Origin of the sequence: Variovorax sp. M-6 (genome assembly GCF_052114385.1) — a bacterium.
Classification (GTDB): domain Bacteria; phylum Pseudomonadota; class Gammaproteobacteria; order Burkholderiales; family Burkholderiaceae_C; genus Variovorax.
This window is the reverse complement of sequence record NZ_JBFREQ010000020.1, coordinates 1-23,657: the sequence shown is the minus strand read 5'-3', so window position 1 is coordinate 23,657 and position 23,657 is coordinate 1. Positions and strand designations below refer to the sequence as shown.

The window sequence follows — 23,657 nt, the reverse complement described above, 5'->3', positions numbered from 1 at the left end:
CGGATGCCTTGACTGAGCTTGTTCTGGTTCTTGGAAAGATGTCTCCTCGGTCCCCCGCGCTGCGGGCTGGCCCGTTTGCGAGTGCCGAGACTTTAGTTCGATGCACCGTGCCAGTGCATCGGGGATTACCCGCCAAAAGAAACAAACGGATACATCACGGGGCGACAGCGGCCTCTCGCACCCATCCGGCCGCCTTCTCGGCCATCATCAGCGTCGGGCTGTTGGTGTTGCCGCTGGTGATGGTGGGCATGGCCCCGGCGTCGACCACCCGCAGTCCCTGGATGCCGCGCACGCGCAGGCGCGAGTCCAGCACCGCCATCGGGTCGCCGTCGGCGCCCATCCGGGTGGTGCCCACCGGATGGAAGATGGTGGTCGCGATGTCGCCGGCCAGCCGCGCCAGCTCCTCGTCGCTCTGGTACTGCACGCCGGGCTTCCATTCCTCGGGGGCGTACCTGGCGAGCGCGGGCTGGGCCGCGATGCGCCGGGTCACGCGCAGCGAGTCGGCCGCCACCTTGCGGTCCTCGTCGGTGCTCAGGTAGTTGGGCGCGATCGCCGGCGCATCGTTGAACTTGCCGCTCTTGATGCGCACCGTGCCGCGGCTGGTCGGGTTCAGGTTGCAGACGCTGGCGGTGAAGGCCGGGAAGCTGTGCAGCGGCTCGCCGAAGGCATCGAGCGAGAGCGGCTGCACGTGGTATTCGAGGTTCGGCCATTCGTGCTCGGGCGAGCTGCGCGTGAAGGCGCCGAGCTGCGAGGGCGCCATGCTCATCGGCCCGGTTCGCTTGAGCAGGTACTCCAGGCCGATCTTGGCCTTGCCGTAGAGCGACGAGGCCATCACGTTGAGCGTGGGTGCGTCCTTGATCTTGTAGACCGCGCGGATCTGCAGGTGGTCCTGCAGGTTGGCGCCGACGCCGGGCAGGTCGGCCACCACCTCGATGCCATGCCGGTTCAGCAGCTCGGCCGGGCCGATGCCCGAAAGCTGCAGCAGTTGCGGCGAGCCGATGCTGCCCGCGCACAGCAGCACCTCGCGGGTGGCGTGCGCGGTCACCATCTCGTGGCCGTCCCAGACCTGCACGCCGGTGCAGCGCCGCGTGCCGTCGGCCTGCGCCTCGACGATCAGCTTCGTCACCTGGGCGTTGACCCACATCTCGAAGTTGGGCCGGCCGTAGCAGGTCGGCCGCAGGAAGGCCTTGGCCGTGTTCCAGCGCCAGCCGTCCTTCTGGTTGACCTGGAAGTAGCCCACGCCCTCGTTGCTGCCGCGGTTGAAGTCGCTGCTGCGCGGAATGCCGGCCTCCTGCGCCGCCTGTGCGAAGGCGTCGAGGATGTCCCAGCGCAGGCGCTGCTTCTCGACCCGCCACTCGCCGCCGGCGCCATGCATCTCGTCGGCGCCGAGGTAGTAGTCCTCGTGCTGCCTGAAGGCCGGCAGCACGTTGTTCCAGCGCCAGGTGTCGTCGCCGGTGAGCGCGGCCCACTGGTCGTAGTCGCGCGACTGGCCGCGCATGTAGATCATGCCGTTGATGCTGGAGCAGCCGCCCAGCGTCTTGCCGCGCGGGTAGCGCAGCGTGCGGCCGTTCAGGCCGGCATCGGGCTCGGTGCTGTAGAGCCAGTCGGTGCGCGGGTTGCCGATGCAGTAGAGATAGCCCACCGGGATATGGATCCAGTGGTAGTCGTCCTTGCGGCCGGCCTCGATCAGCAGCGTGCGCTGCTGCGAGCTGCGGGTCAGGCGGTTGCACATCAGCGCGCCGGCGGTGCCGCCGCCGATCACGATGTAGTCGAAGGTGGTATCGCTCATTCGGGTCTTGCTTGTGTCTTGTCGTTATGGGAATCCACTCCGCCTTCGACGAAGGCTACTTCGCCGTCGGCATCACGAACTCTGCGCCTTTGCCGATGCTCTCGGGCCAGCGCTGCATGATCGACTTCTGCTTGGTGTAGAAGCGCACGCCTTCCTCGCCGTAGGCGTGCATGTCGCCGAACAGGCTCTTCTTCCAGCCGCCGAAGCCGTGCCAGGCCATGGGCACCGGGATCGGCACGTTGATGCCCACCATGCCGACCTGGATGCGGCGGCTGAATTCGCGCGCCACGTTGCCGTCGCGCGTGAAGCAGCTCACGCCGTTGCCGAACTCGTGCGCGTTGATCAGGTCCACCGCCTCCTTGAGGTCGTGCACCCGCACGCAGGACAGCACCGGGCCGAAGATCTCTTCCTTGTAGATGCGCATCTCGGGCGTGACGTGGTCGAACAGCGTGCCGCCCATCCAGAAGCCGTCGCCACAGCCTTCGCCTGCCGCATCGCCGTCGAAGCCGCGGCCGTCGACCACCAGCTTCGCGCCTTCCTTCTCGCCCTGGGCGATGTAGCCCGTGATGCGCTCATGCGCCGCGCGCGTCACGATCGGGCCCATCTCGGCCTCGAGGTTGGTGCCGCTCAGCACCTTCAGCGTCCGGGCGCGCTCGGTCAGCAGCGGCATCACCTTGTCGGCCACGTCGCCCACCAGCACCGCCACCGAGATCGCCATGCAGCGCTCGCCGGCCGAGCCGTAGCCCGAGCCGATCAGCGCGTCCACGGTCTGCTCGATGTCGGCATCGGGCATCACCACCATGTGGTTCTTGGCGCCGCCGAGCGCCTGCACCCGCTTGCCGTGGCGCGCGCCCGTCTCGTAGATGTAGTTGGCGATCGGGGTCGAGCCGACGAAGCTGATGGCCTTGACGTCCGGGTGCTCCAGCAGCGCGTCGACCGCCTCCTTGTCGCCCTGGACGACGTTGAAGACGCCGTCGGGCAGCCCGGCCTCCTTGAGCAGCTCGGCCATGCGCAGCGACGGGCTCGGGTCGGTCGGGCTGGGCTTGAGCACGAAGGTATTGCCGGCGGCGATCGCCACCGGGAACATCCACATCGGCACCATCACCGGGAAGTTGAACGGCGTGATGCCGGCCACCACGCCCAGCGGCTGGCGCAGGGTCCAGTTGTCGATGCCGGTGGAGACCTGGTCGGTGAAGTCGCCCTTGAGCAGCTGCGGGATGCCGCAGGCGAACTCGACGATGTCGATGCCGCGCGTGACCTCGCCCTGGGCGTCGGTGAAGACCTTGCCGTGCTCGGCGGTGATCAGGTGGGCGAGTTCGTCCTTGTGCCGGTTCAGCAGTTCGAGGAACTTGAACATCACGCGGGCGCGACGGATCGGCGGCGTGTCGGCCCAGGCCGGGAAGGCGGCCTGGGCGGCGGCCACGGCGGCATCGACGTCGGCGCGGTTGGCCAGCGCCACGCTGCCGGTGGCGGCGCCGGTCGCAGGGTTGAAGACGTCCTGGGCGCGGGCGGACTTCGGGGCCACGACGCGGCCGCCGACGAAGTGGTGGATCGGGGTCTTGCTCATCTGCATGGTGTGCTCCTGCCGGCGCGGCCGGCGAGTGGGGGAATGGCGGGACAGGACGGGGAGGGTGCGGTCCAGCGCCGATTGTGGCAAACGCCCGAGGGATGCGCGATCGCCTGCATGCAAGGGCGGCCATCGAGAGGTCCGGCGCGGACGCACCCGGTTACGATGTTGCGTTTTTCGCTGTCCGACCTGCCCGCCGCCTCCATGCCGACCGATTCGCCGATGCCCGCCGACGCGCAAGATGCGCAGGGCGCGCCGCCGCGCGTGGCCGAGCGCGAGCAGGAGGGCCGCCGATGGGCGATCGCCAGCGGGCGATGGACCGTGCTGGCGATGTCCTCCCCGAGCGCCTGGAGTGTCCTGTCCGAGAGCCTGAAGGGGATTCCCGCGCAGGACGATCGGCCCTGGGACCTGCGGCCGATCGAGCAGCTCGACCACATCGGCGCCCAGTTGCTCTGGGATCACTGGCGGCAGGCCTGGCCGGCTCGCCTCGAGATGGATTCGCAGCACAAGGCCGTGCTCGACCAGGTCGCCCTGTACACCTGCAGCGCGCCCACCGAGCCTGTGGTGACGCTGGCCGCGCGCTTCAAGGCCTTCGCCCACAACGGGCCGCGCATGATGTTCGCGGCGCGCGACTTCCTCGGGCTGATCGGCCAGCTCACGCTCGACCTCGGCAAGCTGGCCCGGGCACCGCACCGCGGCCCGTGGCGCGATTTCTCGGGCCAGATCTACCAGTTCGGCACCACCGCGCTGCCGATTACGGCCCTGGTCGGGCTGCTGATCGGCGTGGTGCTGGCCTACCTGACCTCGCAGCAGCTGCGCCAGTACGGCGCGGAGACCTTCATCGTCAACATCCTCGGCCTGTCGCTGATCCGCGAACTCGGCCCGGTGCTGGCGGCGGTGCTGATCGCGGGCCGTTCGGGCTCGGCCATCACCGCGCAGATCGGCGTCATGCGGGTCACCGAGGAGCTCGACGCCATGCGCGTGATGGGCATCCCGCACGGCTTCCGGCTGGTGATGCCGCGGGTGCTGGCGCTGGCCATCTCGATGCCGCTGATCAGCATGTGGACCTCGATGGCAGCGCTGTTCGGCGGCATGATCGCGGCCGACCTCGCGCTCGACATCTCGCCGGCCTACTTCCTGTCGGCGCTGCCGCGCGCGGTGCCGATGTCGAACCTGTACCTGGCGCTGGCCAAGTCGGCCGTGTTCGGCGTCCTGATCGCGCTGATCGGCTGCTACTTCGGCCTGAAGGTGAAGCCCAACACCGAAAGCCTCGGCCGCGGCACCACCTCCTCGGTCGTGACCTCGATCACGGTGGTCATCCTGGTCGATGCCTTGTTCGCCGTGCTGTTCAAAGGGGTGGGGCTCCGCTGATGGCCGACTTCCCCGCCAACGAGGCCGAGCGCGTGGTGGACATCCGCAAGCTCTGGACCGTCTTCAAGACGCCCGACGGCGACCAGGTGGTGCACCGCGATCTCGACCTGACCCTCCTGCGCGGCGAGGTGCTGTCGCTGGTGGGCGGCTCGGGTACCGGCAAGACCGTGCTGCTGCGCCAGATCCTCGGGCTCGAGCACCCGACGAAGGGCGAGCTCACGGTCCTGGGCCGGCCGCCCGGCCAGCTCAGCGCGATGGGCGCCGCCAACGTCGGCATGCTGTTCCAGCACGGCGCCCTGTTCTCGGCCTTCAGCGTGCTCGACAACATCGCCTTTCCGCTGCGCGAGCTCAAGCTGCTGCCCGACGACCTGATCCGCGACGCCGCGCTGGTCAAGCTGCAGATGGTCGGCCTGAGCCCGCAGCAGGCCACCAAGAGTCCGTCCGATCTGTCGGGCGGGATGATCAAGCGGGTGGCGCTGGCACGCGCGCTCATCATGGACCCCCCGCTGTTGCTGCTCGACGAGCCCACGGCGGGTCTCGACCCCGAAAGCGCCGACGGCTTCTGCGACCTGCTGCGCGGTCTGCACCGTGAACTCGGCCTCACGGTGGTGATGGTCACGCACGACCTGGACACCCTGTTCGACCTCAGCAGCCGGATCGCGGTGCTGGCCGACCACAAGGTGATCGTCTCCGGAACGGTGCGCGACGTGATCGCCTATCCGCATCCGTTCATCCACGAGTACTTCCTCGGTGGCCGCGGCCGACGCGCCATGGAAGCGCTCCATGAAGGGGCGGCCAGCCGGCCGGCTCCTCTCAACCAAAGGTAGCCGCCATGGAAAACAAGTCCCATGCCATCGCTGCCGGCGCCTTCGTGCTCGGCCTGGTCGCCGTGCTCGTCGCGCTGGTGGTCTGGCTCACGCGCGACGACACCGTGCGCAACATGTACGAACTCTCCACCCGCGACCCGGTGAGCGGATTGCAGCCGCAGGCGATGGTGCGCTACCGCGGCATCGCGGTCGGCAAGGTCGCGTCGATCGACTTCGACCCCAAGGTCAAGGGCAATGTGCGCGTGCGCATCACCGTCGACGAGCGCGTGCCGCTCACCACCTCCACCTTCGCGACGCTGAGCTACCAGGGCGTCACCGGGCTGGCCTTCATCGCCCTCGACGACAAGGGCGAATCCCAGGTCTCGCTGGTGCCCGACAACGCCAACCCGCCGCGCATTCCGCTCAGGCCCTCGCTGCTGGCACAGTTGCAGGACCGCGGCGAGGCCATCATCAACCGGGTCGAGGAAGTCACCCAGCGGGTCAACACGCTGCTCGGCGACGACAACCAGAAGCGCATCGCCGATGCCCTGGAGAACATCTCGGCCGCCGCGGCGGGCGCCAACCAGCTCACGAAGTCGCTCGACAACACGGTCAAGACCGGGCTGAACCCGGCGCTCAGGGCGCTGCCGCCGCTGGTGGAGCGCACCAAGGACACCATGGTGACGGTCAAGGCCGCGGCCGCGGACGTCTCGCGCGTGGCCAACAACTTCAATGCCACCGCGACCCGCCTGAACGCCAAGGACGGTCCGATCGACCGCCTGGGCGACGGCACCAAGGCCCTGTCGCAGGCGGTGGATTCCTTCAACAACGCCACGCTGCCGCGCGTGAACCGCGTCGCCGACGACACCTCCCGCGCGGTGCGCCGTCTCGGCCGCGYGGCCGACGGCATCAACGACAACCCGCAGTCGCTGCTGTTCGGCAGCGGCGGCGTCGTCGCCGGCCCGGGGGAGCCCGGCTTCTCCGCGCCGGCGGCGACCGCAAGTCCGTGAAGGCCCATTCCATGATTCCCATGAACGACGCACTGAAGCACGCCCTGACCGGCCTCGCCGTCGCGCTGCTGCTGGCGGGGTGCGGCGCGCTGCCCGACAAGCCGGCCCGGGCCGCCCTCTACGATTTCGGGCCCGGCAGCACGGCGCCTGCGCCGGCCGCCGCCGCCTCGCCGGCCCCGCGCGCGCTGCCGATGATCGCGCTGGCCGAGGTCGATGCCAATTCGCGGCTCGACGGCACCCAATTGCTGTACCGCCTCGGCTATGCGGACGCGAACGAACTGCGGCCCTACGGCCAGTCGCGCTGGAGCCAGCCGCCGGCGCAACTGCTGCGCCAGCGCCTGCGCGAGGCGCTCTCGGCCGGTCACACGGTGCTGGGCCCGGAGGAGAGCGCCACCATTGCCCGCACCGCGGGCCGCCTGCCCGACACCCTGCGCGTCACGCTGGAGGAATTCAGCCAGTACTTCGAGTCGCGCGAGCGCAGCATCGGCCTGGTGCGCGTGAGCGCCACCCTGACCCGCAACCAGCCCGGCGGCGACAAGGTGCTGGCCCAGCGCAGCTTCATGGTCCGGAAACCGGCGCCGACCCCCGACGGGCCCGGCGGCGTCAAGGCCCTGGCGGCCGCCAGCGAGGTCGTGGTGGCCGAACTGGTGGCCTGGGTCGACGCGCAGTAGGGCCGCGCGACCGAAGCCTTCGGCGGCCGCATGCGCATCGGCATCCTCTCCGACACCCACGGGCTGCTGCGGCCCGAAGCGCTGGACTTCCTGCGCGGCTGCGACCACATCGTGCATGGCGGCGACATCGGCGGGCTGGAGATCATCGACGCCTTGTCCGCGCTCGCGCCGCTGACCGTGGTGCGCGGCAACAACGATGGCGGCGCCTGGGCCGAGGCGGTGCCGGAGACGGCGCTGCTGGAAGCCGGTGGCCTGCGCCTCTTCGTGATCCACGATCTGGCGCAACTGCGCATCGACCCGGTCGCGGCCGGCATTCGCGTCGTGGTGTCCGGCCACTCGCACCGCTCGCGGGCCGAGCAGCGCGGCCCGGTGCTCTATCTCAATCCGGGCAGTGCCGGGCCGCGCCGCTTCAGGCTGCCGGTCTCGGTGGCCGAGCTGCGGATCGATGGCGAGGCGATCGTGCCGCGCATCGTCGAACTGGGCGCGTAGCGCTCAGATGGCGCGGTGCAGCACCGGGAACAGGGTGCCCAGCCCGTCGGCCATCACCTCGACCGCCAGCGCCGCCAGGATCAGGCCCATCAACCGCGTCATGACGTTGATGCCGGTCTTGCCGAGCACCCGCGCGATCGGCTCGGCCAGCGAGAAGGTGACGCCGGTCGCCAGGCCGATCACCACGCCGTAGCCGACCAGGATGGCGAGCTCCCAGACATGCTGCGTCCGGTCGGCGAAGATGACCACCGTCGACATGGTGGCCGGGCCGGTCAGCAGCGGGATGGTCAGCGGCACGACGGCGATTGAGGCGCCGAGCGAGGCCTTCACCTCCGTGGCGCGGATCTCGTCCTTGTTGGTCTTCGACTCCGCCGGCTCGGCGTTCAGCATGGACAGCGAGCTGATCAGCAGCAGCATGCCGCCGCCGACCTGGAAGCTCGCGATCGAGATGCCGAAGAAGGACAGCAACTGCAGCCCCAGCAGCGCGCTGACCGCGATCACGATGAAGGCGCTGAAGGCCGACACCCAGGCCGTGCGCTTGCGCTGGTGGTCGGTGCAGCCCTGCGTGTAGTGGATGAAGAAAGGCACGATCGCCAGCGGGTTCACGATGGCCAGCAGCGTGATCAGCGGCTTGATCAGGTCCATCGTGGGCGTTGCCATCAGCGTCCGCCCGTGATGTCGAGGGAGGTTCCCGTCACGTAGCCGGCCTCGGCCGACAGCAGCCAGACGATGCCGTTGGCCACCTCGTCGGCGCTGCCGGTGCGCTTCATCGGCACGGTCGAGGCCAGCTGGAACGCGCGGTCGGGCAGGCCGCCCGAGGCATGGATCTCGGTGTCGATCAGCCCCGGGCGCACCGCGTTGACGCGAATGCCTTCGTCCGCGACCTCCTTGGCCAGCCCGACGGTGAAGCTCTCGATCGCGCCCTTGCTCGCGGCGTAGTCCACGTACTGGCCCGGCGAGCCGAGCCGCGCGGCCGCACTCGAGAGGTTGACGATCGCGCCGCCGTCGCCGCCATGCTTCGTGCTCATGCGCCGCACCGCCTCGCGGGCGCAGACGAAGCTGCCGATCACGTTGATGCGCAGCATGCGTTCGAGCCGCGCCACGCTCATCTGGTCGACGCGCGACTGCACGTCGACCACGCCGGCGTTGTTGACCAGCGCCGTCAGGCGGCCGAGCTTGGCGTCGACCTTCTCGAACATCGCAAGCACCTGCGCCTCGTCGCCGACGTCGGCCTGGACCGTGATCGCAGTGCCGCCGGCGGCGCGGATGGCCCGCACCACTTCGTCGGCGGCCAGCGAGTTGCTGGCATAGTTGACCGCGACCGCGTAGCCGCGGCGCGCCGCCAGCAGCGCGGTCGCGGCGCCGATGCCGCGGCTGCCGCCGGTGATCAAGAGCACCTGGTCCAAATCCCACCTCCTGCACGGAAGCCGCGCGTCAGTTAAAACCACAGCGGATTACATCATCGAGGAGACGCTCTTGAGCCGCAGCATCGACTACTACTTCACGCCGCAAAGCCCCTGGACCTACCTCGGCCATGCGCGCTTCGCCGCCATCGCGAAGGCCTCGGGCGCCACGGTGCGCGTGCGCCCGATCGATTTCGGCGCCGTGTTCCCGGTCTCGGGCGGACTGCCGCTGGGCAAGCGCGCGCCGCAGCGGCAGGCCTACCGCCTGGTGGACCTGGTCCGCTTCTCGCAGCACCTGGACATCGCCCTGAACCCCAAACCCAAGTTCTTCCCGGTCGCCAGCGATGACGCCGCCCGGCTCATCATCGCGGCCGACCTGCACGACGGCACCGAAGCCGCGATGAAGCTCTGCGGCGCGGTGTTCGCGGCGGTCTGGGTTCAGGAGCGCAACATCGCCGACCCGAAGGTGCTGGAGGCGCTGGCGGCGGAATGCGGGCTCGACGCCCGCCGCGTCGACCAGGCGCAAAGCCAGGCGGTGCAGGAGCGCTACGAGGACTACACGCAGCAGGCCATCGACACCAAGGTGTTCGGCGCCCCGAGCTACGTGATCGACGGCGAGATCTTCTGGGGCCAGGACCGGCTCGATTTCGTCGAGCGCGCCCTGAATCGCCAGACATCCCATCCAGGAGCATGACCATGGGCCAATTCATCGACCTCACCGCCAGGGACGGCTTCAGCTTTCCCGCCTACGTGGCCGAGCCGGCGGGCAAGCCCAAGGGGGCCGTCGTCGTGGTACAGGAGATCTTCGGCGTCAACTCGCACATCCGCGCGGTGGCCGACGGCTATGCGGCCGAAGGCTACCTGGCGGTGGCACCGGCGACCTTCCACCGGGCGCAGCAAGGCGTCGAGCTGGGCTACACCGACGACGACATGAAGGCCGGCTTCGCGCTCAAGACCGCGGTCGAGGCCTTGCCGGCGCCCGGCGTGCTGCAGGACATCCAGGCGGCGGTCGACCACGCGGCGCGGGCCGGCAAGGTCGGTATCGTGGGCTATTGCTGGGGCGGCCTCCTGACCTGGCGCGCGGCGGCCGGCGTGTCGGGCCTGGCGGCGGCAGCCCCGTATTACGGCGGCGGCATGACCACGCCGAAAGAAAGCGCGCTCCAGCCCAAGGTGCCGGTGCTGGTCCATTTCGGCAGCCACGACCACTGGATTCCGCTCGACACCGTCGACGCCTTCAGGAAGGCGCATCCCGACGTCGAGGTCCAGGTCTACGAATGCGGCCACGGCTTCAACTGCGACCAGCGCGGCTCCTACGACGCCTCCGCGGCCAAGCTGGCCAGGGAGCGAACGCTGGCGTTCTTCGCCAGGCACCTGGGCTGAGCGGGCCGTCCATGGCCGCCAGCCGCCAGCGGTTCATGCCGTCCGCGCTGGTCGCGGCGGTGGCGATGGCCTTCGGCTCGGGCGCGTGGTCGGCCGACTATGCCGGGCCGCTGTTCGACGCCCACCTGCACTACAACCAGGAGGCCTGGGACGGCAGCACCGGGCCCTATCCGCCGGCCGATGCGCTGGCACGGATGCAGCGCAACGGCGTGAAGGCGATCGTCGCCAACTCCCGCCCCAACGCCGGGACGCAGACGCTCGCTGCCGCCCGCGAAGCGCGCGAGGCCGGCGTGGCGGTGGTGCCCTTCGTGCGGCTCTACCGCAACCGCGACGACTACGGCAACTGGTTCCGCGACGAGAGCATCTACGAGATGGTGCAGGCCGAGCTGGCCCGCGGCACGTCGAGCGGTCCGTACAAGGGGCTGGGCGAGTTCCATCTCTACGACAGCGCCAACGCCGACGGGCCGGTCGCCAGGAAACTGATCGTCCTCGCGGAACAGAAGCAGCTCGCCGTACTCGCTCACGTGGACGACGTGGCGATCGATCGGCTGATGGCCCATGCGCCGTCCAAGGGCCGGGCGCTGCGCCTGATATGGGCGCACACCGGCATCGCCGGCCCGCCGATCGAACGGGTCCAGGCGCTGCTGGAGCGCTATCCCGGGCTGATGGGCGAGTTGTCGTACCGGCCCGGGCTCACCTGCGAGGGCGGCATGCTGTGCCCCGAATGGCGCGCGCTGATCCTGCGCTACCCCGACCGCTTCATGGTGGGTTCCGACACCTGGGTGAACCAGCGCTGGAGCGCCTACGACGAGATCATGCGCGGCTACCGCGCGTGGCTCGGCGACTTGCCGCCGGAGGTCGCGCAGCGCATCGCCTGGGGCAACGCGGCTGCGATGTTCGGCCTCAGGTAGCGGGTTGCTGCTTCACGCGCCGGCCGCCGGCGGCGGGAGGCTTTTCGGGTTCGGCCGAGGGTTCGGGGCCTCGCACGCGCGCTTCGAGAAAGTCCAGCAGCGCCCGCAGCGCGGCGCTGTTGTGGCGGCGCTGCGAATAGGCGGCGTACAGCCAGAGGTCGCGCGGCATGAATTCCTTCAGCACCGGCACCAGCGCGCCGCGTTCGATGTGCGACTGCGCCATCATCGTCGGCACGCAGACCGCACCGAGCCCGGCCAGCGCGACGCCGATCAGCGGCGCGGCGTCGTTGGCGTCCATGCGGCTGGTCACAGGCACGCTGTAGGGCTGGCCGTCGACCTCGAACGGCAGGTGCGGCGCGCCGCCTGCCAGCGAATAAGTCAGGACGTCGTGCCGGCGCATGTCGTCCGGCTGCTTCGGCATGCCGCGCCGGGCCCAGTAGCTGGGCGTGGCGCACAGGGCCAGGTCCATCAGCCGCAGGCGTCGCACGATCAGGTTCTCGTCCCGGATGCGGCCCAGCCGCAGGGCGATGTCCACCCCTTCCTCGACCAGGTCGATCACGCGATTGCTCACGTGCAGGCTCACGTGCACGTCCGGGTAGGTGACCATGAACTCGCCGATCAGTCCCGAAAAGCTGCTCTGGCCGAGCCCGTGCGGCGCCGTGACCCGCAGCCGGCCTCGCGGGTGTCCCGCGTGCCCCTGCAGTTCGGACTGGGTCAGCTCGATCATCTCGAGCAGCGGCTTGCTGCGCTCGAGCAGCAGGTGGCCCGCGTCGGTCAGGCTCACCGAGCGTGTCGAGCGATTGAGCAGGCGCACGCCGAAGCGGGTTTCCAGCAGCGCTACGTACTTGCTGGCGTTGGCCTTGGACATCCCGAGCGAGTGGGCGGCACGAGAGAAGCTGCCGCGCAAGGCGACTTCACGAAAGGTCTTCAGCAGTTCCAGGCCGTCCATGGCGCTCCATTGTTTCTGTTTGATGAACACCCTGATTCATTTTCATAGGGTTTATACCTAGAAATCTGAGGCAGACTCTATCCCACTGAGCAGCCCACCCCCCAAGTACACAAAGGACACTGAAATGAAGACTTCGAAGATCATCGCCGCCGCCGCCCTTTCGATCCTGGCCGCCGCGGGTGCCCAGGCCGAAACCTACGAAGGCGTGCAAGCCCCGGTGTCGGCCAACAGCCGCGCCGATGTGAATGCCCAGGCCGTGGTGGCCGCGCGCAGCGAGAACCCCTATGCAGACGGCGTGTCCTCGCGCGTCGCCCCGGCGTTGACCGCCCCGGCCGACCGCGCAACGATCCGTGCCCAGGCCGTGGCGACCGCCCACGAGCCGAACCAGAACCTGGACCGCAAGGCCTTCGTGAACAGCGTGGTGCCGGCGCAATACAAGATCGTCCGCCCGGTGACGCAGCAAGCCGGCCTCTGATCCGCGTCGATGGGCCGGAGGGCCGGACCATGCCGAGGCACGGTCCGGCTTTTCCCTTTTCCCCCTGGGAATCGGGATTGTTTCGATCCGGGAAACGCGGTGTCTCTTTTCTTGGTGTTTTCCCTTAGGGATTCGGCTCGACACTCGAGCGCACAGGCCAGCGACAGCGAGCCTGGTTTGAAACCAACTCCGACGACTCCAAAGGAACTGAAATGAAGACCTCCCGCATCCTCGCCGCTGCCGCACTGTCCTTCCTCGCCGCCGCTGGCGCCCAGGCCGAAACCTACCAGGGCGTGCACACCGCCGTCTCGGCCAAGAGCCGCGACGAAGTCAGCGCCGAAGCGGTCCGTACCGCGGCTGCGCCGAACCAGAACGTGGTGCGCGGTTCGCGCGGCGCCGAGCCTTTCAACTCGGTCGCCAACCCGGAAGCCGTGCGTGCCCAGGCCGTCGCCACCGCGAACGCACCCGACCAGAACGTCGTCGGCGGTTCGCGCGTCAACAGCCGCGTGATCTCGACCATGAACAAGTCGGCGGAACCGCGCGTGGAAGCCCAGAAGGCCGGCGCCGCAACCGTCAAGTAAGCCGGGCGCTGCCTGACCAGAAGCCGGAGGGCGCGAGAGCGCCCTCCGGCTTTTTCAATGGGTCAATGGGGTCGGGCCAGGTAGCGCTTGCGCCAGAAGACGAGGATCAGCACCACCGCGATCACGCCCATCGATCCCATCGCGATCCAGAAGCCGTCGGCCTTGTGCACCAGGGGGATGAACTCGAAGTTCATGCCGAAGATGCCGGCAATCAGGTTCAGCGGCAGGAAGATCGCGGTCAGCACGGTCAGCACCCGCATGATGTCGTTGGCGCGGTGGCCCTGGACGCTGAAATGCATCTGGACCGCGGTTTCGGCGTTCTGCTCGAGCCGCCGGACGTGGTGCACCACGCGCTCGATGTGCTCGAGGACGTCGCGGCTGCGGACCATGACCAGTTCGCGCTCGCGCTGCTCGGCGGTGCCCGCCGGCGTCGGCAAGGTCTCGAGTGCATCAATCCAGTCCTGGATTGCGCCGCGCTGGTCCTCGCAGATCTCATCGAGGTGGTAGAGCGACTGCCGGGAATCCATCAGCGCGCTCCAGTTGGTGAAGCGGCTGCGCGGGTCGATCAGCTCGGCCTGCCAGTGGTCGAGCTGGCGTGTCAACTCGCGCCGCAGGTCGAGGTAGGCGTCGACGATCTGGTTGACGACGCGCAGCATCAGGTCGGCAGGGCCCGAGGGCATGCGGGAGGACACCGCGCGGATGTCGAGCGCCGGGACCGCCGCGCGGCCGCGGTCGTCCGGCGCGGCCGCCGCCGCCAGCAGCTTGGCGGCGAAGGCGTCGCGCACCGTACCGTCCTCGGGATGCACCGACAGCAGCACGCGATCGAACACCGCGAAGCCGACCGGACGGGTGTCCACCCGGCGCAGCACGGTCGGGCCGCCGCGCACCGGCGTGTCGGCCTTCGGCGACGGCTCCTTGCCGTTGGAGGCGGCCAGCCGGCGGAACACCAGCAGGTCGTACTGCGAGGTGTAGTCGTAGCGCGAGGGCAACTGGTCGTTGAGCAGATCGCTCACGTGGAGGTCCAGCAGCAGGGTGCCGCACAGCGACTGCAGCACCTCCTGCACCTGCGGCAGCGAGGTCCGGAATTCGTCCCGCGTCAGCGACAGCCACAGGTAGCCCCGTTCGCAGGCGCCCGGCGCCGCCATCGGCGCCAGCGCGTCGTGCTCGGTGACCTGCGTGCCGTCGATCTTGAAGATGCGCATGGGGGGGGCGTATTCCTAGTCAGTTGAGGACAGAGCAAAAAACTGCCGTGCAGTTTTGCGGGTCTGTCCCGCAAGGTCTCAGTTTTGCTTGAGCAGCCGCGCCGCATCGAGCGCGAAATAGGTCAGCACGCCGTCGGCCCCGGCGCGCTTGAAGGCCAGGAGGCTTTCGATCATCACCGCGTCGTGGTCCAGCCAGCCGTTCTGGGCCGCGGCCTTGAGCATCGCGTACTCGCCGCTCACCTGGTAGGCGAAGGTAGGCACCCGGAATTCATCCTTCACCCGGCGCACGATGTCCAGGTAGGGCATGCCGGGCTTCACCATCACCATGTCGGCGCCTTCGGCGATGTCGATCGCGATTTCGCGCAGCGCTTCGTCGCTGTTGCCCGGGTCCATCTGGTAGACCTTCTTGTCGCTCTTGCCGAGGTTGGCGGCCGAGCCGACCGCGTCGCGGAAGGGGCCGTAGAAGGCGCTCGCGTACTTGGCGCTGTAGGCCATGATCCGCGTGTGGATGTCGCCGCGCGCCTCGAGCGCGTTGCGGATCGCGCCGATCCGGCCGTCCATCATGTCGCTCGGCGCCACGATGTCGACGCCGGCGCGCGACTGGGCGAGCGCCTGCTTGACCAGCACTTCGACGGTGGGATCGTTGAGGATGTAGCCGCTGTCGTCGAGCAGCCCGTCCTGGCCGTGGCTGGTGTAGGGGTCGAGCGCGACGTCGGTCATCACGCCGAGCTCGGGAAAGCGCGACTTGAGCGCCGCCACCACGCGCGGGATCAGGCCGTCGGGATTGAAGGCCTCGTCGCCGGCCGGCGTCTTCAGCCGGGCATCGATGACGGGGAACAAGGCCATCACGGGAACGCCGAGCGCCACGCACTGCTCGGCGACCGGCAGCAGCAGGTCGAGGCTCAGCCGTTCCACGCCCGGCATCGACGCGACCGCGTCGCGCCGTTTCTCTCCCTCCTGCACGAACACCGGGTAGATCAGGTCATTGGTTGTGAGTGTGTGCTCGCGCACGAGATTGCGCGTGAACGCGTCCCGGCGCAGGCGGCGCGGCCGGCCGGCGGGAAAAGAGGCGTGGAAGGTCATGTCGAAAATTGTGCCCCAAGAGCGACGACCGCTTGGAATCCGGCTTTCACACGATCTTCTGCTTATTTCTGCTCGCAATCGAGAATGAAACGAAGCTATTGGTACTAGTGGTTTCAACCATAAGGTTAAAAAAATGGCCCGTCTTGCTTGATAGGTTGTTTTGCCTTTGTTAAATTCTGTCCCGGGCGGCTTGCCGCTCCCCGCTTTTCCTCCCTGAGCGGGTGCCTTGATGTGTGACAGCAAAAGGGCTTCCCAAGCCCGACGTTTTGACGTCGGGCTTTTTTTTGCGCGTCCGACGGCGGGCGTGGGCCGGGCGGGGAGGGAGCGCCCCACTAAACTGCCGCCATGCTCTGGGTCAAATCGCTGCACATCGTCTTCATCGCCAGCTGGTTCGCGGGACTGTTCTATCTGCCGCGCATCTTCGTCAACCTGGCACTGGTCGCGCCGGAATCGGTCGCCGAGCGGGCCCGGCTGGTGCTGATGGGGCAAAAGCTGTTCCGCTTCATGACCTTCCTCGCCGTGCCGGCGCTCGGCTTCGGACTGTGGCTCTGGCTCGGCTACGGCATCGGCCGCGGACCGGGCAGCGGCTGGATGCATGCGAAGCTGGCCCTGGTGCTGGTGGCCATCGGCTATCACCATGGCTGCGGCGTGCTGCTGCGCCGTTTCGTGGCGGGCAACGACCGCCGCAGCCATCGCTGGTACCGCTGGTTCAACGAACTGCCCGTGCTGCTGCTGCTCGCCATCGTGGTGCTGGTCGTCGTCAAGCCGTTCTGAATGCGGTGGCCACGCAGCACAAATCCGTCGCCTTGCCGCTGGCGCTCGCCTACGCGGCGCTGATCGTCTACGCGAGCCTGTATCCCTTCGCCGACTGGCGCGACCAGGGCATCGCGCCCTGGGCCTACCTGGCGGCGCCCTGGCCCAAGTACTGGACCGGCTTCGACTTCGGCATCAATGTCGTCGGTTATCTGCCGCTGGGTTTTCTCGCCGCCATCGCGGTGATCCGCAACCGGCCGGCCACCGGCGGCATCCGCGCCGTGCTTCGTGCCACGGCCGTGGCCGCGGCGATTTCGTTCGCCATGGAAACCTTGCAGAGCTACCTGCCGGCGCGCATTCCCTCCAACGTCGACCTCGGGCTCAACATCGTCGGCGCGTTCGTCGGCGCGGTGCTCGCGGCGGTGCTCGAGCGTGTCGGCGCGGTCGCCCACTGGCATCGGACCCGCTCGAACTGGTTCGTCGACGATTCGCGCGGCGGGCTGGTGCTGCTGGCCCTGTGGCCGATCGCGCTGCTGTTTCCGGCCGCCGTCAGCTTCGGCCTGGGCCAGGTGTTCGAGCGGCTCGAGGCCGGCATTGCCGACTGGCTGGTCGACACGCCCTTCATCGAATGGATGCCGGTGCGCGAGTTCGAACTCGAACCCCTGGTGCCGGGGGTCGAACTGCTCTGCGTCATGCTGGGCGCGCTGGTGCCTTGCCTGCTCGGCTTTCTGGTCACGCGTTCGGCCGCCCGGCGGGCGATCCTGCTGCCGTTGATCCTGCTGGCGGGCGTGGGCGCCTCGGCGCTGTCGGCGGCGCTCAGCTACGGGCCGCCGCACGCCTGGGCCTGGCTCAGCCTGCCGGTGCAAGTCGGCATCGCGGCCGCTCTGTTCATCGGCGTGCTGCTGCTGGGCGCTCCGCGGCGCTTCTGCGCGGCCCTGCTGCTGATCGCGCTGGTGGTGCACCTGAGCCTCCTGAACCAGGCGCCCGAGAGCGCTTATTTCGCCCAGACGCTGGCGACCTGGGAGCAGGGGCGGTTCATCCGCTTCCATGGCCTTGCGCAGTGGCTGGGCTGGACCTGGCCTTTTGCAACCCTCGCTTACGTACTGGTAGAGCTGTCGCGCAGGGCGCCCGGCGCGCCGGCTCAATAGAATGGGTCGATGTCGAGTTCCAGCATTCCCGCGCCGGCGGGCTATTACGGCCGCCACATCTTCTTCTGCCTGAACGAACGCAAGAGTGGCGAGGATTCCTGCTCGAAGCACGAGGCCCAGGCCGGTTTCGATCGCTGCAAGTCGCGCGTCAAGGAGGCCGGCTTGGCCGGACCCGGCAAGGTCCGGGTCAACAAGGCCGGCTGCCTGGACCGCTGCGCCGGTGGGCCGGTCGCCGTCGTCTATCCGGACGCGGTCTGGTACACCTTCGTGGACGACGAGGACATCGACGAGATCGTCGAGTCGCACCTCAAGAACGGCCAAGTGGTCGAGCGGCTGCTGCTGTCGCCCGATGTCGGTCGCTAGTATGAAGCTCACCCCCGATGCGCCTTGCGGCGCCTCCCCCTCAAGGGGGCAACCCCAGCGGCCCGGCAGAGCCGGTTCCGCGGCGTTCCTGGCCTTTGACTGCGCCGGTTTCATGCGTCGTGGGCGATGTGATCGCGTGGTGGAAAACTGAGATGAACGCGCGGACCGAAAAGCTCCAACTGAAGGGCGCGGCAGGCGTCATCGAAGTACTGCGCGACCGCGCGGCCGAAGGTGCGCCGGCGCTCGGCGTGGCGGTGATCGCCCATCCGCATCCGCTGTTCGGCGGCAGCATGGACAACAAGGTGGTGCAGACGCTGGCGCGCGCCTTCGTCGCCTGCGGCTGGACCGCGGTGCGCTTCAACTTCCGCGGTGTCGGCGCCAGCGAAGGTGTGCACGACGAAGGCCGCGGGGAGTGCGAGGACATGCGCGCGGTGGTCGAGCAATTGGCGCCCGAGGGGCCGCTGGCGATCGCCGGCTTTTCCTTCGGCGCCTTCGTCGCCAGCTGCGCCATCGACAAGCTCTGGGCCGCGCGCGACATCCACCACGTGGTGCTGGTCGGCACGGCGGCGGCGCGCTTCTCGGTCGCGGCGCTGCCGGCCGAGGCCCACGAGTGCGCCCTGGTGGTGCACGGCGAGCAGGACGACACCGTGCCGCTGGCCGCGGTGATGGACTGGGCCCGGCCGCAGTCACTTCCTGTCACAGTCGTTCCCGGAGGGGGCCATTTCTTTCACGGACAATTGCCGCTGCTCAAGAGCCTCGTCGTCCGCCATTTGCGCGCGGGCTAGTTTTTTTCGTCGTCTCGCTCCCCCATGAATCGTTTTGTTGAGGCGCTGCGTGCCTTCGCAGTCGCCGCTGCCGCATCTTTCTGTCTTGCCGCCGGGGCCCAGGTGCCGGCGCCGCCGGAGATCGCCGCGCGCAGCTTCATGCTGCTCGACGTCACTGCCAACCAGATGCTGGCGCAGAAGGACATCGACAGCCAGGTCGAACCGGCGTCGCTGACCAAGCTGATGTCGGCCTACCTGGTCTTCGACGCGCTGCGCGCGAAGAAGATCAGCCTGCAGCAGACCCTGCCGGTCAGCACGCGCGCCTGGAAGATGCCGGGTTCGCGCATGTTCATCGACCCGAAGATGCAGGTGCCCGTGGAAGACCTGATCAAGGGCCTGATCGTGCAGTCGGGCAACGACGCCACGGTGGCGCTGGCGGAGGGCGTGGGCGGCACGGTCGAGCATTTCGTCGAACTCATGAACGAGCAGGCCAAGGCCCTGGGCATGAAGAACACGACCTACAAGAACCCCGAAGGCCTCACCGAGCCCGGCCACACCACCACCGCGCGCGACCTGAGCATCCTGGCGACCCGCCTGATGCGCGATTTTCCCGAGTACGTGCACTACTACGCGATCAAGAAATACCGGTTCCCCGGCACGCCGTCGACCAACGACACCAACCGCAACCTGCTGCTGTTCCGCGACCCGACCGTCGACGGCCTGAAGACCGGCCATACCCAGGCGGCCGGCTACTGCATGATCGTTACCGCCAAGCGCGACTTCCCGAATCTCACGGGCGGTCGGCGCCTGGTGTCGATCGTGCTGGGCGCCGCGAGCGAAAACGCGCGCGCCAACGAATCGCAGAAGCTCCTCAACTGGGGCTACACGGCCTTCGACGCGGTCCGTCTGTTCGACGCCAACCAGGCGGTGGCGACGCCGGCGGTCTGGAAGGGCAAGGAAAACACCGTCAAGCTCGGCCGTCCGGACGCCATCGTGGTGGCTGTGCCGGCTGGCTCGGCAGGCAAGATCAAGACGCAGGTGGTGCGCCCCGATCCGCTGGTCGCGCCCTTTACCAAGTTCCAGCCGATCGGCTCCCTGAAGGTCACGCTGGGCGACGAGCCCGTGGCCGAGGTTCCCCTGGTGGCGTTAGATGCCGTGCAGCAAGCAGGCGTCCTCGGCCGCGCCTGGGACGCAGTACGCCTCTGGATCAAGTAGTTGCAGTTGCTCGCCCCTTGATTGCTGTCGGCCGGCGCAGCCAGGCCCGTTGGTGGAACACCGCGGAACCGGCTTCGCCGGGCCGCTGGTGTTGCCCCCGGTAGGGGGTGGGCGCCCGACACGAAGTGCGGGCAACCTGGGAGCGTGCTATACTGTTGGGCTTTTCGGAAAATCCGAAGGGATTCACGTTTTCGGCCAATTATTGGTCGTTCCCCCCGTCCGGCCGGTTCACGCCTGGGGCCTTCGGGGTAGTTTTGGGACTTATTTACACATGCCAACCATCAATCAACTGGTGCGTCAGGGTCGAACGGTCGAAAAGATCAATTCGAAGAGCCCTGCCATGCAGAACTCGCCGCAACGTCGCGGTGTCTGCACCCGGGTCTACACCACGACCCCGAAAAAGCCGAACTCGGCGCTGCGCAAGGTCGCCAAGGTGCGCCTGACCAACGGCTTCGAAGTCATTTCCTACATCGGCGGCGAAGGCCACAACCTGCAGGAACACAGCGTCGTGCTGGTTCGCGGCGGTCGTGTCAAGGACTTGCCCGGTGTTCGCTACCACATCGTGCGCGGTTCGCTCGACTTGCAAGGCGTGAAAGACCGCAAGCAGTCGCGTTCCAAGTACGGCGCGAAGCGCCCCAAGAAGGCCTAAGGCTTTCTGTATTTCAATCAGCGGTGTTCGAGTGCCCTGGCCGGTGCATCGAGCGAAGTGACCCGATATTGGGTCGAGTAAGTGAGAGTTCTTGTTGGCTCTCGCGGTGCTGGAAACGGCGCCAACTGAAGCAAAGAGGTTAGAAAAATGCCACGTCGTCGCGAAGTCCCCAAACGTGAAATCCTGCCGGATCCCAAGTACGGCAATGTCGAGCTGTCGAAGTTCATGAACGTGATCATGGAAGGCGGCAAGAAGGCGGTCGCAGAACGCATCATCTACGGTGCGCTCGACCAGATCGAGAAGAAGAACCCGGGCAAGGACCCGCTGGAAGCCTTCACGATGGCCATCAACAACGTGAAGCCGATGGTCGAAGTGAAGTCGCGCCGCGTCGGCGGCGCGAACTACCAGGTGCCAGTCGAAGTGCGCCCGGTCCGTCGCCTGGCGCTGTCGATGCGCTGGATCAAGGAAGCCGCCCGCAAGCGCGGCGAAAAGTCGATGGCCCTGCGTCTGGCCAACGAACTCATGGAAGCCACGGAAGGCCGTGGCGGCGCCATGAAGAAGCGCGATGAAGTGCACCGCATGGCCGAGGCCAACAAGGCCTTCAGCCACTTCCGCTTCTAAGAGTCGTTCCCCCCTAATCAGACAGGCTGGAAGCCCGAACCACCGAGACCGGTGGGCGGGCTTTCATCCGTTAACGGAGTAAATTTCATGGCACGCAAGACCCCCATCGAGCGCTACCGCAACATCGGTATCTCGGCGCACATCGACGCCGGCAAGACGACCACCACCGAACGCATCCTGTTCTACACCGGCGTGACCCACAAGCTGGGCGAAGTGCATGACGGCGCCGCCACCACCGACTGGATGGAGCAGGAGCAAGAGCGCGGCATCACGATCACCTCGGCCGCCGTGACCTGTTTCTGGAAGGGCATGGACCACTCCATGCCCGAGCACCGCATCAACATCATCGACACCCCGGGCCACGTGGACTTCACGATTGAAGTCGAACGCTCGATGCGCGTGCTCGACGGCGCCGTGATGGTGTACGACTCGGTCGGCGGCGTGCAGCCCCAGTCCGAGACCGTCTGGCGCCAGGCCAACAAGTACAAGGTGCCCCGTCTCGCGTTCGTGAACAAGATGGACCGCATCGGCGCCAACTTCTTCCGCGTGCGCCAGATGATGATCGATCGCCTGAAGGCCAGCCCCGTGCCGATCGTGATCCCGATCGGTGCCGAGGACAAGTTCCAGGGCGTGGTCGACCTGCGCAAGATGAAGGCCATCTACTGGGATGAAGCCTCGCAGGGCATGAAGTTCGACTACCGCGAGATCCCGGCCGAACTGCTCGAGTCCGCCAAGGAATGGCGCGAGAAGATGGTCGAGAGCGCCGCCGAGGCCTCCGAAGAGCTGATGAACAAGTACCTCGAAGAGGGTGACCTCACCGAGGCGGAGATCACGCTCGGCCTGCGCACCCGCACCATCGCCGGCGAGATCCAGCCGATGATGTGCGGCAGCGCATTCAAGAACAAGGGCGTGCAGCGCATGCTCGACGCCGTGATCGAGCTGATGCCCTCGCCGCTGGACATCCCGCCGGTCGCCGGCACCGACGACGACGAGAAGGAAACCAGCCGGAAGCCCGCCGACGAAGAGAAGTTCTCGGCGCTGGCATTCAAGCTGATGACCGACCCGTACGTGGGCCAGCTGACCTTCGTGCGCGTCTATTCGGGCGTGCTGAGCAAGGGCGACACGGTCTACAACCCGGTCAAGGGCAAGAAGGAGCGCATCGGCCGTATCGTCCAGATGCACGCCAACGAGCGTCTCGAAATCGACGAAATCCGTGCCGGCGACATCGCCGCCTGCGTGGGCCTGAAGGACGTCACGACCGGCGAAACGCTGTGCGACCCCGATGCCATCATCACGCTCGAGCGCATGGAATTCCCCGAGCCCGTGATCTCGCAGGCCGTCGAGCCCAAGACCAAGGCCGACCAGGAAAAGATGGGCATCGCGCTGCAGCGCCTGGCCTCCGAAGATCCGTCGTTCCGCGTGCGTTCCGACGAAGAATCCGGCCAGACCATCATCTCCGGCATGGGCGAGCTCCACCTCGAAATCATCGTGGACCGCATGAAGCGCGAGTTCGGCGTCGAAGCCAACGTCGGCAAGCCGCAAGTGGCCTACCGCGAAACCATTCGCAAGACGGTCGAAGATGCCGAAGGCAAGTTCGTTCGCCAATCGGGCGGCAAGGGCCAGTACGGCCACGTGGTGCTCAAGCTCGAGCCGAACGAAGCCGGCAAGGGCTTCGAGTTCGTCGACGCGATCAAGGGCGGCGTGGTGCCGCGCGAGTACATCCCCGCGGTCGAGAAGGGCGTGATCGAAGCGCTGACGCAAGGCGTGCTGGCCGGCTATCCGGTCGTCGACGTCAAGGTCACGCTGCACTTCGGTTCGTACCACGACGTGGACTCGAACGAAATGGCCTTCAAGATGGCTGCGATCTTCGGTTTCAAGGAAGGCGCCCGCAAGGCTTCGCCGGTGATCCTTGAGCCGATGATGGCCGTGGAAGTCGAAACGCCTGAAGACTACGCCGGCAACGTGATGGGCGACCTCTCGTCGCGTCGCGGCATGGTGCAGGGCATGGACGACATGATCGGCGGCGGCAAGCTCATCAAGGCTGAAGTCCCGCTGTCGGAAATGTTCGGCTACTCGACCACGCTGCGCTCGGCCACCCAAGGCCGCGCCACGTACACGATGGAATTCAAGCACTACTCCGAAGCACCGCGCAACGTGGCTGAAGCCATCGTCGCGTCGCGCTCCAAGTAACAAGTCAAGGGGCTCGCGCCCCGGGTCTGCGACCCTGTGCCTCTCGTTGCCCGTGGCGAGAGAACCAGCAACAGGGTGCAGACGTTAAACCTCACACGGGCAATGCTCTTTCAAGGATAGAAAATGGCAAAAGGAAAATTCACCCGCACGAAGCCGCACGTCAACGTGGGCACGATCGGTCACGTGGACCATGGCAAGACGACGCTGACGGCGGCGATCGCCACCGTGCTGTCGGCCAAGTTCGGCGGCGAAGCGAAGGCCTACGAC

Annotated in this window: 26 protein-coding genes; 19 read left to right on the top strand and 7 right to left on the bottom strand. The window is 67.6% G+C overall.

Annotation, left to right across the window (positions count from 1 at the left end; all coding sequences use genetic code 11):
- Window positions 1-154: 154 nt before the first annotated feature.
- Both AB4Z46_RS21285 and AB4Z46_RS21280 read right to left on the bottom strand, forming a co-directional pair.
- Entirely contained in the window at window positions 155-1,789 is a 1,635-nt protein-coding gene (locus AB4Z46_RS21285) for a GMC family oxidoreductase (protein WP_442285524.1), read from the bottom strand.
- A 55-nt stretch (window positions 1,790-1,844) separates the two neighbouring features.
- Window positions 1,845-3,356: a CoA-acylating methylmalonate-semialdehyde dehydrogenase gene (locus AB4Z46_RS21280; RefSeq protein ID WP_442285622.1), complete on the bottom strand. Its 1,512-nt coding sequence runs from the start codon at window positions 3,354-3,356 to the stop codon at window positions 1,845-1,847.
- Window positions 3,357-3,578: 222 nt separating this feature from the next.
- Here AB4Z46_RS21280 and AB4Z46_RS21275 point away from each other — a divergent pair, with 222 nt between their 5' ends.
- From AB4Z46_RS21275 to AB4Z46_RS21255, 5 genes are read left to right on the top strand one after another with little or no spacing between them, the layout of a single operon-like run.
- Window positions 3,579-4,727, top strand: a complete 1,149-nt coding sequence (locus AB4Z46_RS21275; RefSeq protein ID WP_442285621.1) for an MlaE family ABC transporter permease — start codon at window positions 3,579-3,581, stop codon at window positions 4,725-4,727.
- Window positions 4,727-5,554 carry an ABC transporter ATP-binding protein gene (locus AB4Z46_RS21270; protein ID WP_442285523.1) on the top strand — a complete coding sequence of 276 codons (828 nt, stop codon included), beginning with the start codon at window positions 4,727-4,729 and terminating at the stop codon, window positions 5,552-5,554. Before AB4Z46_RS21275 ends, AB4Z46_RS21270 begins: the two co-directional genes overlap by 1 nt.
- A 5-nt stretch (window positions 5,555-5,559) precedes the next feature.
- Complete coding sequence (locus AB4Z46_RS21265) at window positions 5,560-6,543, top strand: MlaD family protein (RefSeq protein WP_442285522.1); 984 nt, start codon at window positions 5,560-5,562, stop codon at window positions 6,541-6,543.
- A 20-nt stretch (window positions 6,544-6,563) separates the two neighbouring features.
- The gene (locus AB4Z46_RS21260; RefSeq protein WP_442285521.1) at window positions 6,564-7,214 is read left to right on the top strand and encodes an ABC-type transport auxiliary lipoprotein family protein; all 651 of its coding nucleotides are present in this window, start codon (window positions 6,564-6,566) and stop codon (window positions 7,212-7,214) included.
- Window positions 7,215-7,244: 30 nt separating this feature from the next.
- Window positions 7,245-7,703: a metallophosphoesterase family protein gene (locus AB4Z46_RS21255; RefSeq protein WP_442285520.1), complete on the top strand. Its 459-nt coding sequence runs from the start codon at window positions 7,245-7,247 to the stop codon at window positions 7,701-7,703.
- Between the two features lie 3 nt (window positions 7,704-7,706).
- Here AB4Z46_RS21255 and AB4Z46_RS21250 read toward each other — a convergent pair whose 3' ends face one another.
- Together AB4Z46_RS21250 and AB4Z46_RS21245 are read right to left on the bottom strand one after the other, a co-directional pair.
- The gene (locus AB4Z46_RS21250; RefSeq protein ID WP_442285620.1) at window positions 7,707-8,348 is read right to left on the bottom strand and encodes a MarC family protein; all 642 of its coding nucleotides are present in this window, start codon (window positions 8,346-8,348) and stop codon (window positions 7,707-7,709) included.
- 14 nt (window positions 8,349-8,362) lie between these two features.
- A complete protein-coding gene (locus AB4Z46_RS21245) occupies window positions 8,363-9,109 on the bottom strand; it encodes an SDR family oxidoreductase (RefSeq protein ID WP_442285519.1) in 747 nt (248 codons plus the stop codon).
- Between the two features lie 70 nt (window positions 9,110-9,179).
- On the opposite strand from AB4Z46_RS21245, the gene AB4Z46_RS21240 reads away from it, so the two are divergent.
- Genes AB4Z46_RS21240 through AB4Z46_RS21230 form a run of 3 tightly spaced genes read left to right on the top strand, consistent with a single transcriptional unit; the run spans window position 9,180 to window position 11,397 of the window.
- On the top strand, window positions 9,180-9,800 hold the full coding sequence (locus tag AB4Z46_RS21240) for a 2-hydroxychromene-2-carboxylate isomerase (protein WP_442285518.1): 621 nt from the start codon (window positions 9,180-9,182) through the stop codon (window positions 9,798-9,800).
- 2 nt (window positions 9,801-9,802) lie between these two features.
- Window positions 9,803-10,486, top strand: a complete 684-nt coding sequence (locus AB4Z46_RS21235) for a dienelactone hydrolase family protein (RefSeq protein ID WP_442285517.1) — start codon at window positions 9,803-9,805, stop codon at window positions 10,484-10,486.
- A 35-nt stretch (window positions 10,487-10,521) separates the two neighbouring features.
- On the top strand, window positions 10,522-11,397 hold the full coding sequence (locus AB4Z46_RS21230; RefSeq protein WP_442285619.1) for an amidohydrolase family protein: 876 nt from the start codon (window positions 10,522-10,524) through the stop codon (window positions 11,395-11,397).
- On the opposite strand, the gene AB4Z46_RS21225 is transcribed toward AB4Z46_RS21230, so the two are convergent.
- Window positions 11,390-12,346: a LysR substrate-binding domain-containing protein gene (locus tag AB4Z46_RS21225; protein WP_442285516.1), complete on the bottom strand. Its 957-nt coding sequence runs from the start codon at window positions 12,344-12,346 to the stop codon at window positions 11,390-11,392. The two genes, AB4Z46_RS21230 and AB4Z46_RS21225, sit on opposite strands and share 8 nt — an antisense overlap.
- Window positions 12,347-12,470: 124 nt before the next feature.
- On the opposite strand from AB4Z46_RS21225, the gene AB4Z46_RS21220 reads away from it, so the two are divergent.
- Window positions 12,471-12,821, top strand: a complete 351-nt coding sequence (locus tag AB4Z46_RS21220) for an alpha/beta hydrolase (protein WP_442285515.1) — start codon at window positions 12,471-12,473, stop codon at window positions 12,819-12,821.
- Between the two features lie 212 nt (window positions 12,822-13,033).
- Window positions 13,034-13,402, top strand: a complete 369-nt coding sequence (locus tag AB4Z46_RS21215; protein WP_442285514.1) for a DUF4148 domain-containing protein — start codon at window positions 13,034-13,036, stop codon at window positions 13,400-13,402.
- A gap of 62 nt (window positions 13,403-13,464) precedes the next feature.
- Here AB4Z46_RS21215 and AB4Z46_RS21210 read toward each other — a convergent pair whose 3' ends face one another.
- Window positions 13,465-14,604 carry a magnesium transporter CorA family protein gene (locus AB4Z46_RS21210; RefSeq protein WP_442285513.1) on the bottom strand — a complete coding sequence of 380 codons (1,140 nt, stop codon included), beginning with the start codon at window positions 14,602-14,604 and terminating at the stop codon, window positions 13,465-13,467.
- 78 nt (window positions 14,605-14,682) lie between these two features.
- Window positions 14,683-15,687: a porphobilinogen synthase gene (gene hemB, locus AB4Z46_RS21205; RefSeq protein WP_442285512.1), complete on the bottom strand. Its 1,005-nt coding sequence runs from the start codon at window positions 15,685-15,687 to the stop codon at window positions 14,683-14,685.
- Window positions 15,688-16,032: 345 nt separating this feature from the next.
- On the opposite strand from hemB, the gene AB4Z46_RS21200 reads away from it, so the two are divergent.
- The 9 genes from AB4Z46_RS21200 to AB4Z46_RS21160 form a co-directional block, all read left to right on the top strand.
- Window positions 16,033-16,461 carry a CopD family protein gene (locus AB4Z46_RS21200; protein WP_442285511.1) on the top strand — a complete coding sequence of 143 codons (429 nt, stop codon included), beginning with the start codon at window positions 16,033-16,035 and terminating at the stop codon, window positions 16,459-16,461.
- A gap of 5 nt (window positions 16,462-16,466) precedes the next feature.
- Window positions 16,467-17,588: a VanZ family protein gene (locus tag AB4Z46_RS21195; RefSeq protein ID WP_442285510.1), complete on the top strand. Its 1,122-nt coding sequence runs from the start codon at window positions 16,467-16,469 to the stop codon at window positions 17,586-17,588.
- Window positions 17,589-17,597: 9 nt separating this feature from the next.
- Complete coding sequence (locus tag AB4Z46_RS21190; protein WP_442285509.1) at window positions 17,598-17,951, top strand: (2Fe-2S) ferredoxin domain-containing protein; 354 nt, start codon at window positions 17,598-17,600, stop codon at window positions 17,949-17,951.
- A 152-nt stretch (window positions 17,952-18,103) separates the two neighbouring features.
- The gene (locus tag AB4Z46_RS21185) at window positions 18,104-18,736 is read left to right on the top strand and encodes an alpha/beta hydrolase (protein WP_442285508.1); all 633 of its coding nucleotides are present in this window, start codon (window positions 18,104-18,106) and stop codon (window positions 18,734-18,736) included.
- A gap of 24 nt (window positions 18,737-18,760) precedes the next feature.
- Window positions 18,761-19,930: a D-alanyl-D-alanine carboxypeptidase family protein gene (locus AB4Z46_RS21180; RefSeq protein ID WP_442285507.1), complete on the top strand. Its 1,170-nt coding sequence runs from the start codon at window positions 18,761-18,763 to the stop codon at window positions 19,928-19,930.
- A 271-nt stretch (window positions 19,931-20,201) separates the two neighbouring features.
- A complete protein-coding gene (gene rpsL / locus AB4Z46_RS21175) occupies window positions 20,202-20,579 on the top strand; it encodes a 30S ribosomal protein S12 (RefSeq protein WP_013543948.1) in 378 nt (125 codons plus the stop codon).
- A 147-nt stretch (window positions 20,580-20,726) separates the two neighbouring features.
- Complete coding sequence (rpsG, locus tag AB4Z46_RS21170; RefSeq protein ID WP_028249583.1) at window positions 20,727-21,200, top strand: 30S ribosomal protein S7; 474 nt, start codon at window positions 20,727-20,729, stop codon at window positions 21,198-21,200.
- An 87-nt stretch (window positions 21,201-21,287) separates the two neighbouring features.
- Window positions 21,288-23,390 carry an elongation factor G gene (gene fusA / locus AB4Z46_RS21165; protein ID WP_442285506.1) on the top strand — a complete coding sequence of 701 codons (2,103 nt, stop codon included), beginning with the start codon at window positions 21,288-21,290 and terminating at the stop codon, window positions 23,388-23,390.
- 123 nt (window positions 23,391-23,513) lie between these two features.
- Window positions 23,514-23,657: GTP-binding protein (locus AB4Z46_RS21160; protein ID WP_341888899.1), on the top strand; the 144-nt coding region annotated here is incomplete at its 3' end.

Bases quoted from the DNA above. Each gene is read 5' to 3' on its own strand.
- AB4Z46_RS21255 (WP_442285520.1), top strand. From the start codon at position 7,245: ATGCGCATCGGCATCCTCTCCGACACCCACGGGCTGCTGCGGCCCGAA.
- AB4Z46_RS21185 (WP_442285508.1), top strand. From the start codon at position 18,104: ATGAACGCGCGGACCGAAAAGCTCCAACTGAAGGGCGCGGCAGGCGTC.
- AB4Z46_RS21220 (WP_442285515.1), top strand. From the start codon at position 12,471: ATGAAGACTTCGAAGATCATCGCCGCCGCCGCCCTTTCGATCCTGGCC.
- AB4Z46_RS21285 (WP_442285524.1), bottom strand. From the start codon at position 1,789: ATGAGCGATACCACCTTCGACTACATCGTGATCGGCGGCGGCACCGCC.
- AB4Z46_RS21215 (WP_442285514.1), top strand. From the start codon at position 13,034: ATGAAGACCTCCCGCATCCTCGCCGCTGCCGCACTGTCCTTCCTCGCC.
- AB4Z46_RS21225 (WP_442285516.1), bottom strand. From the start codon at position 12,346: ATGGACGGCCTGGAACTGCTGAAGACCTTTCGTGAAGTCGCCTTGCGC.
- AB4Z46_RS21210 (WP_442285513.1), bottom strand. From the start codon at position 14,604: ATGCGCATCTTCAAGATCGACGGCACGCAGGTCACCGAGCACGACGCG.
- fusA (WP_442285506.1), top strand. From the start codon at position 21,288: ATGGCACGCAAGACCCCCATCGAGCGCTACCGCAACATCGGTATCTCG.
- rpsL (WP_013543948.1), top strand. From the start codon at position 20,202: ATGCCAACCATCAATCAACTGGTGCGTCAGGGTCGAACGGTCGAAAAG.
- AB4Z46_RS21280 (WP_442285622.1), bottom strand. From the start codon at position 3,356: ATGAGCAAGACCCCGATCCACCACTTCGTCGGCGGCCGCGTCGTGGCC.
- AB4Z46_RS21260 (WP_442285521.1), top strand. From the start codon at position 6,564: ATGAACGACGCACTGAAGCACGCCCTGACCGGCCTCGCCGTCGCGCTG.
- AB4Z46_RS21190 (WP_442285509.1), top strand. From the start codon at position 17,598: ATGTCGAGTTCCAGCATTCCCGCGCCGGCGGGCTATTACGGCCGCCAC.
- AB4Z46_RS21235 (WP_442285517.1), top strand. From the start codon at position 9,803: ATGGGCCAATTCATCGACCTCACCGCCAGGGACGGCTTCAGCTTTCCC.
- AB4Z46_RS21230 (WP_442285619.1), top strand. From the start codon at position 10,522: ATGCCGTCCGCGCTGGTCGCGGCGGTGGCGATGGCCTTCGGCTCGGGC.
- AB4Z46_RS21200 (WP_442285511.1), top strand. From the start codon at position 16,033: ATGCTCTGGGTCAAATCGCTGCACATCGTCTTCATCGCCAGCTGGTTC.
- AB4Z46_RS21275 (WP_442285621.1), top strand. From the start codon at position 3,579: ATGCCCGCCGACGCGCAAGATGCGCAGGGCGCGCCGCCGCGCGTGGCC.
- AB4Z46_RS21270 (WP_442285523.1), top strand. From the start codon at position 4,727: ATGGCCGACTTCCCCGCCAACGAGGCCGAGCGCGTGGTGGACATCCGC.
- AB4Z46_RS21180 (WP_442285507.1), top strand. From the start codon at position 18,761: ATGAATCGTTTTGTTGAGGCGCTGCGTGCCTTCGCAGTCGCCGCTGCC.
- hemB (WP_442285512.1), bottom strand. From the start codon at position 15,687: ATGACCTTCCACGCCTCTTTTCCCGCCGGCCGGCCGCGCCGCCTGCGC.
- AB4Z46_RS21250 (WP_442285620.1), bottom strand. From the start codon at position 8,348: ATGGACCTGATCAAGCCGCTGATCACGCTGCTGGCCATCGTGAACCCG.
- rpsG (WP_028249583.1), top strand. From the start codon at position 20,727: ATGCCACGTCGTCGCGAAGTCCCCAAACGTGAAATCCTGCCGGATCCC.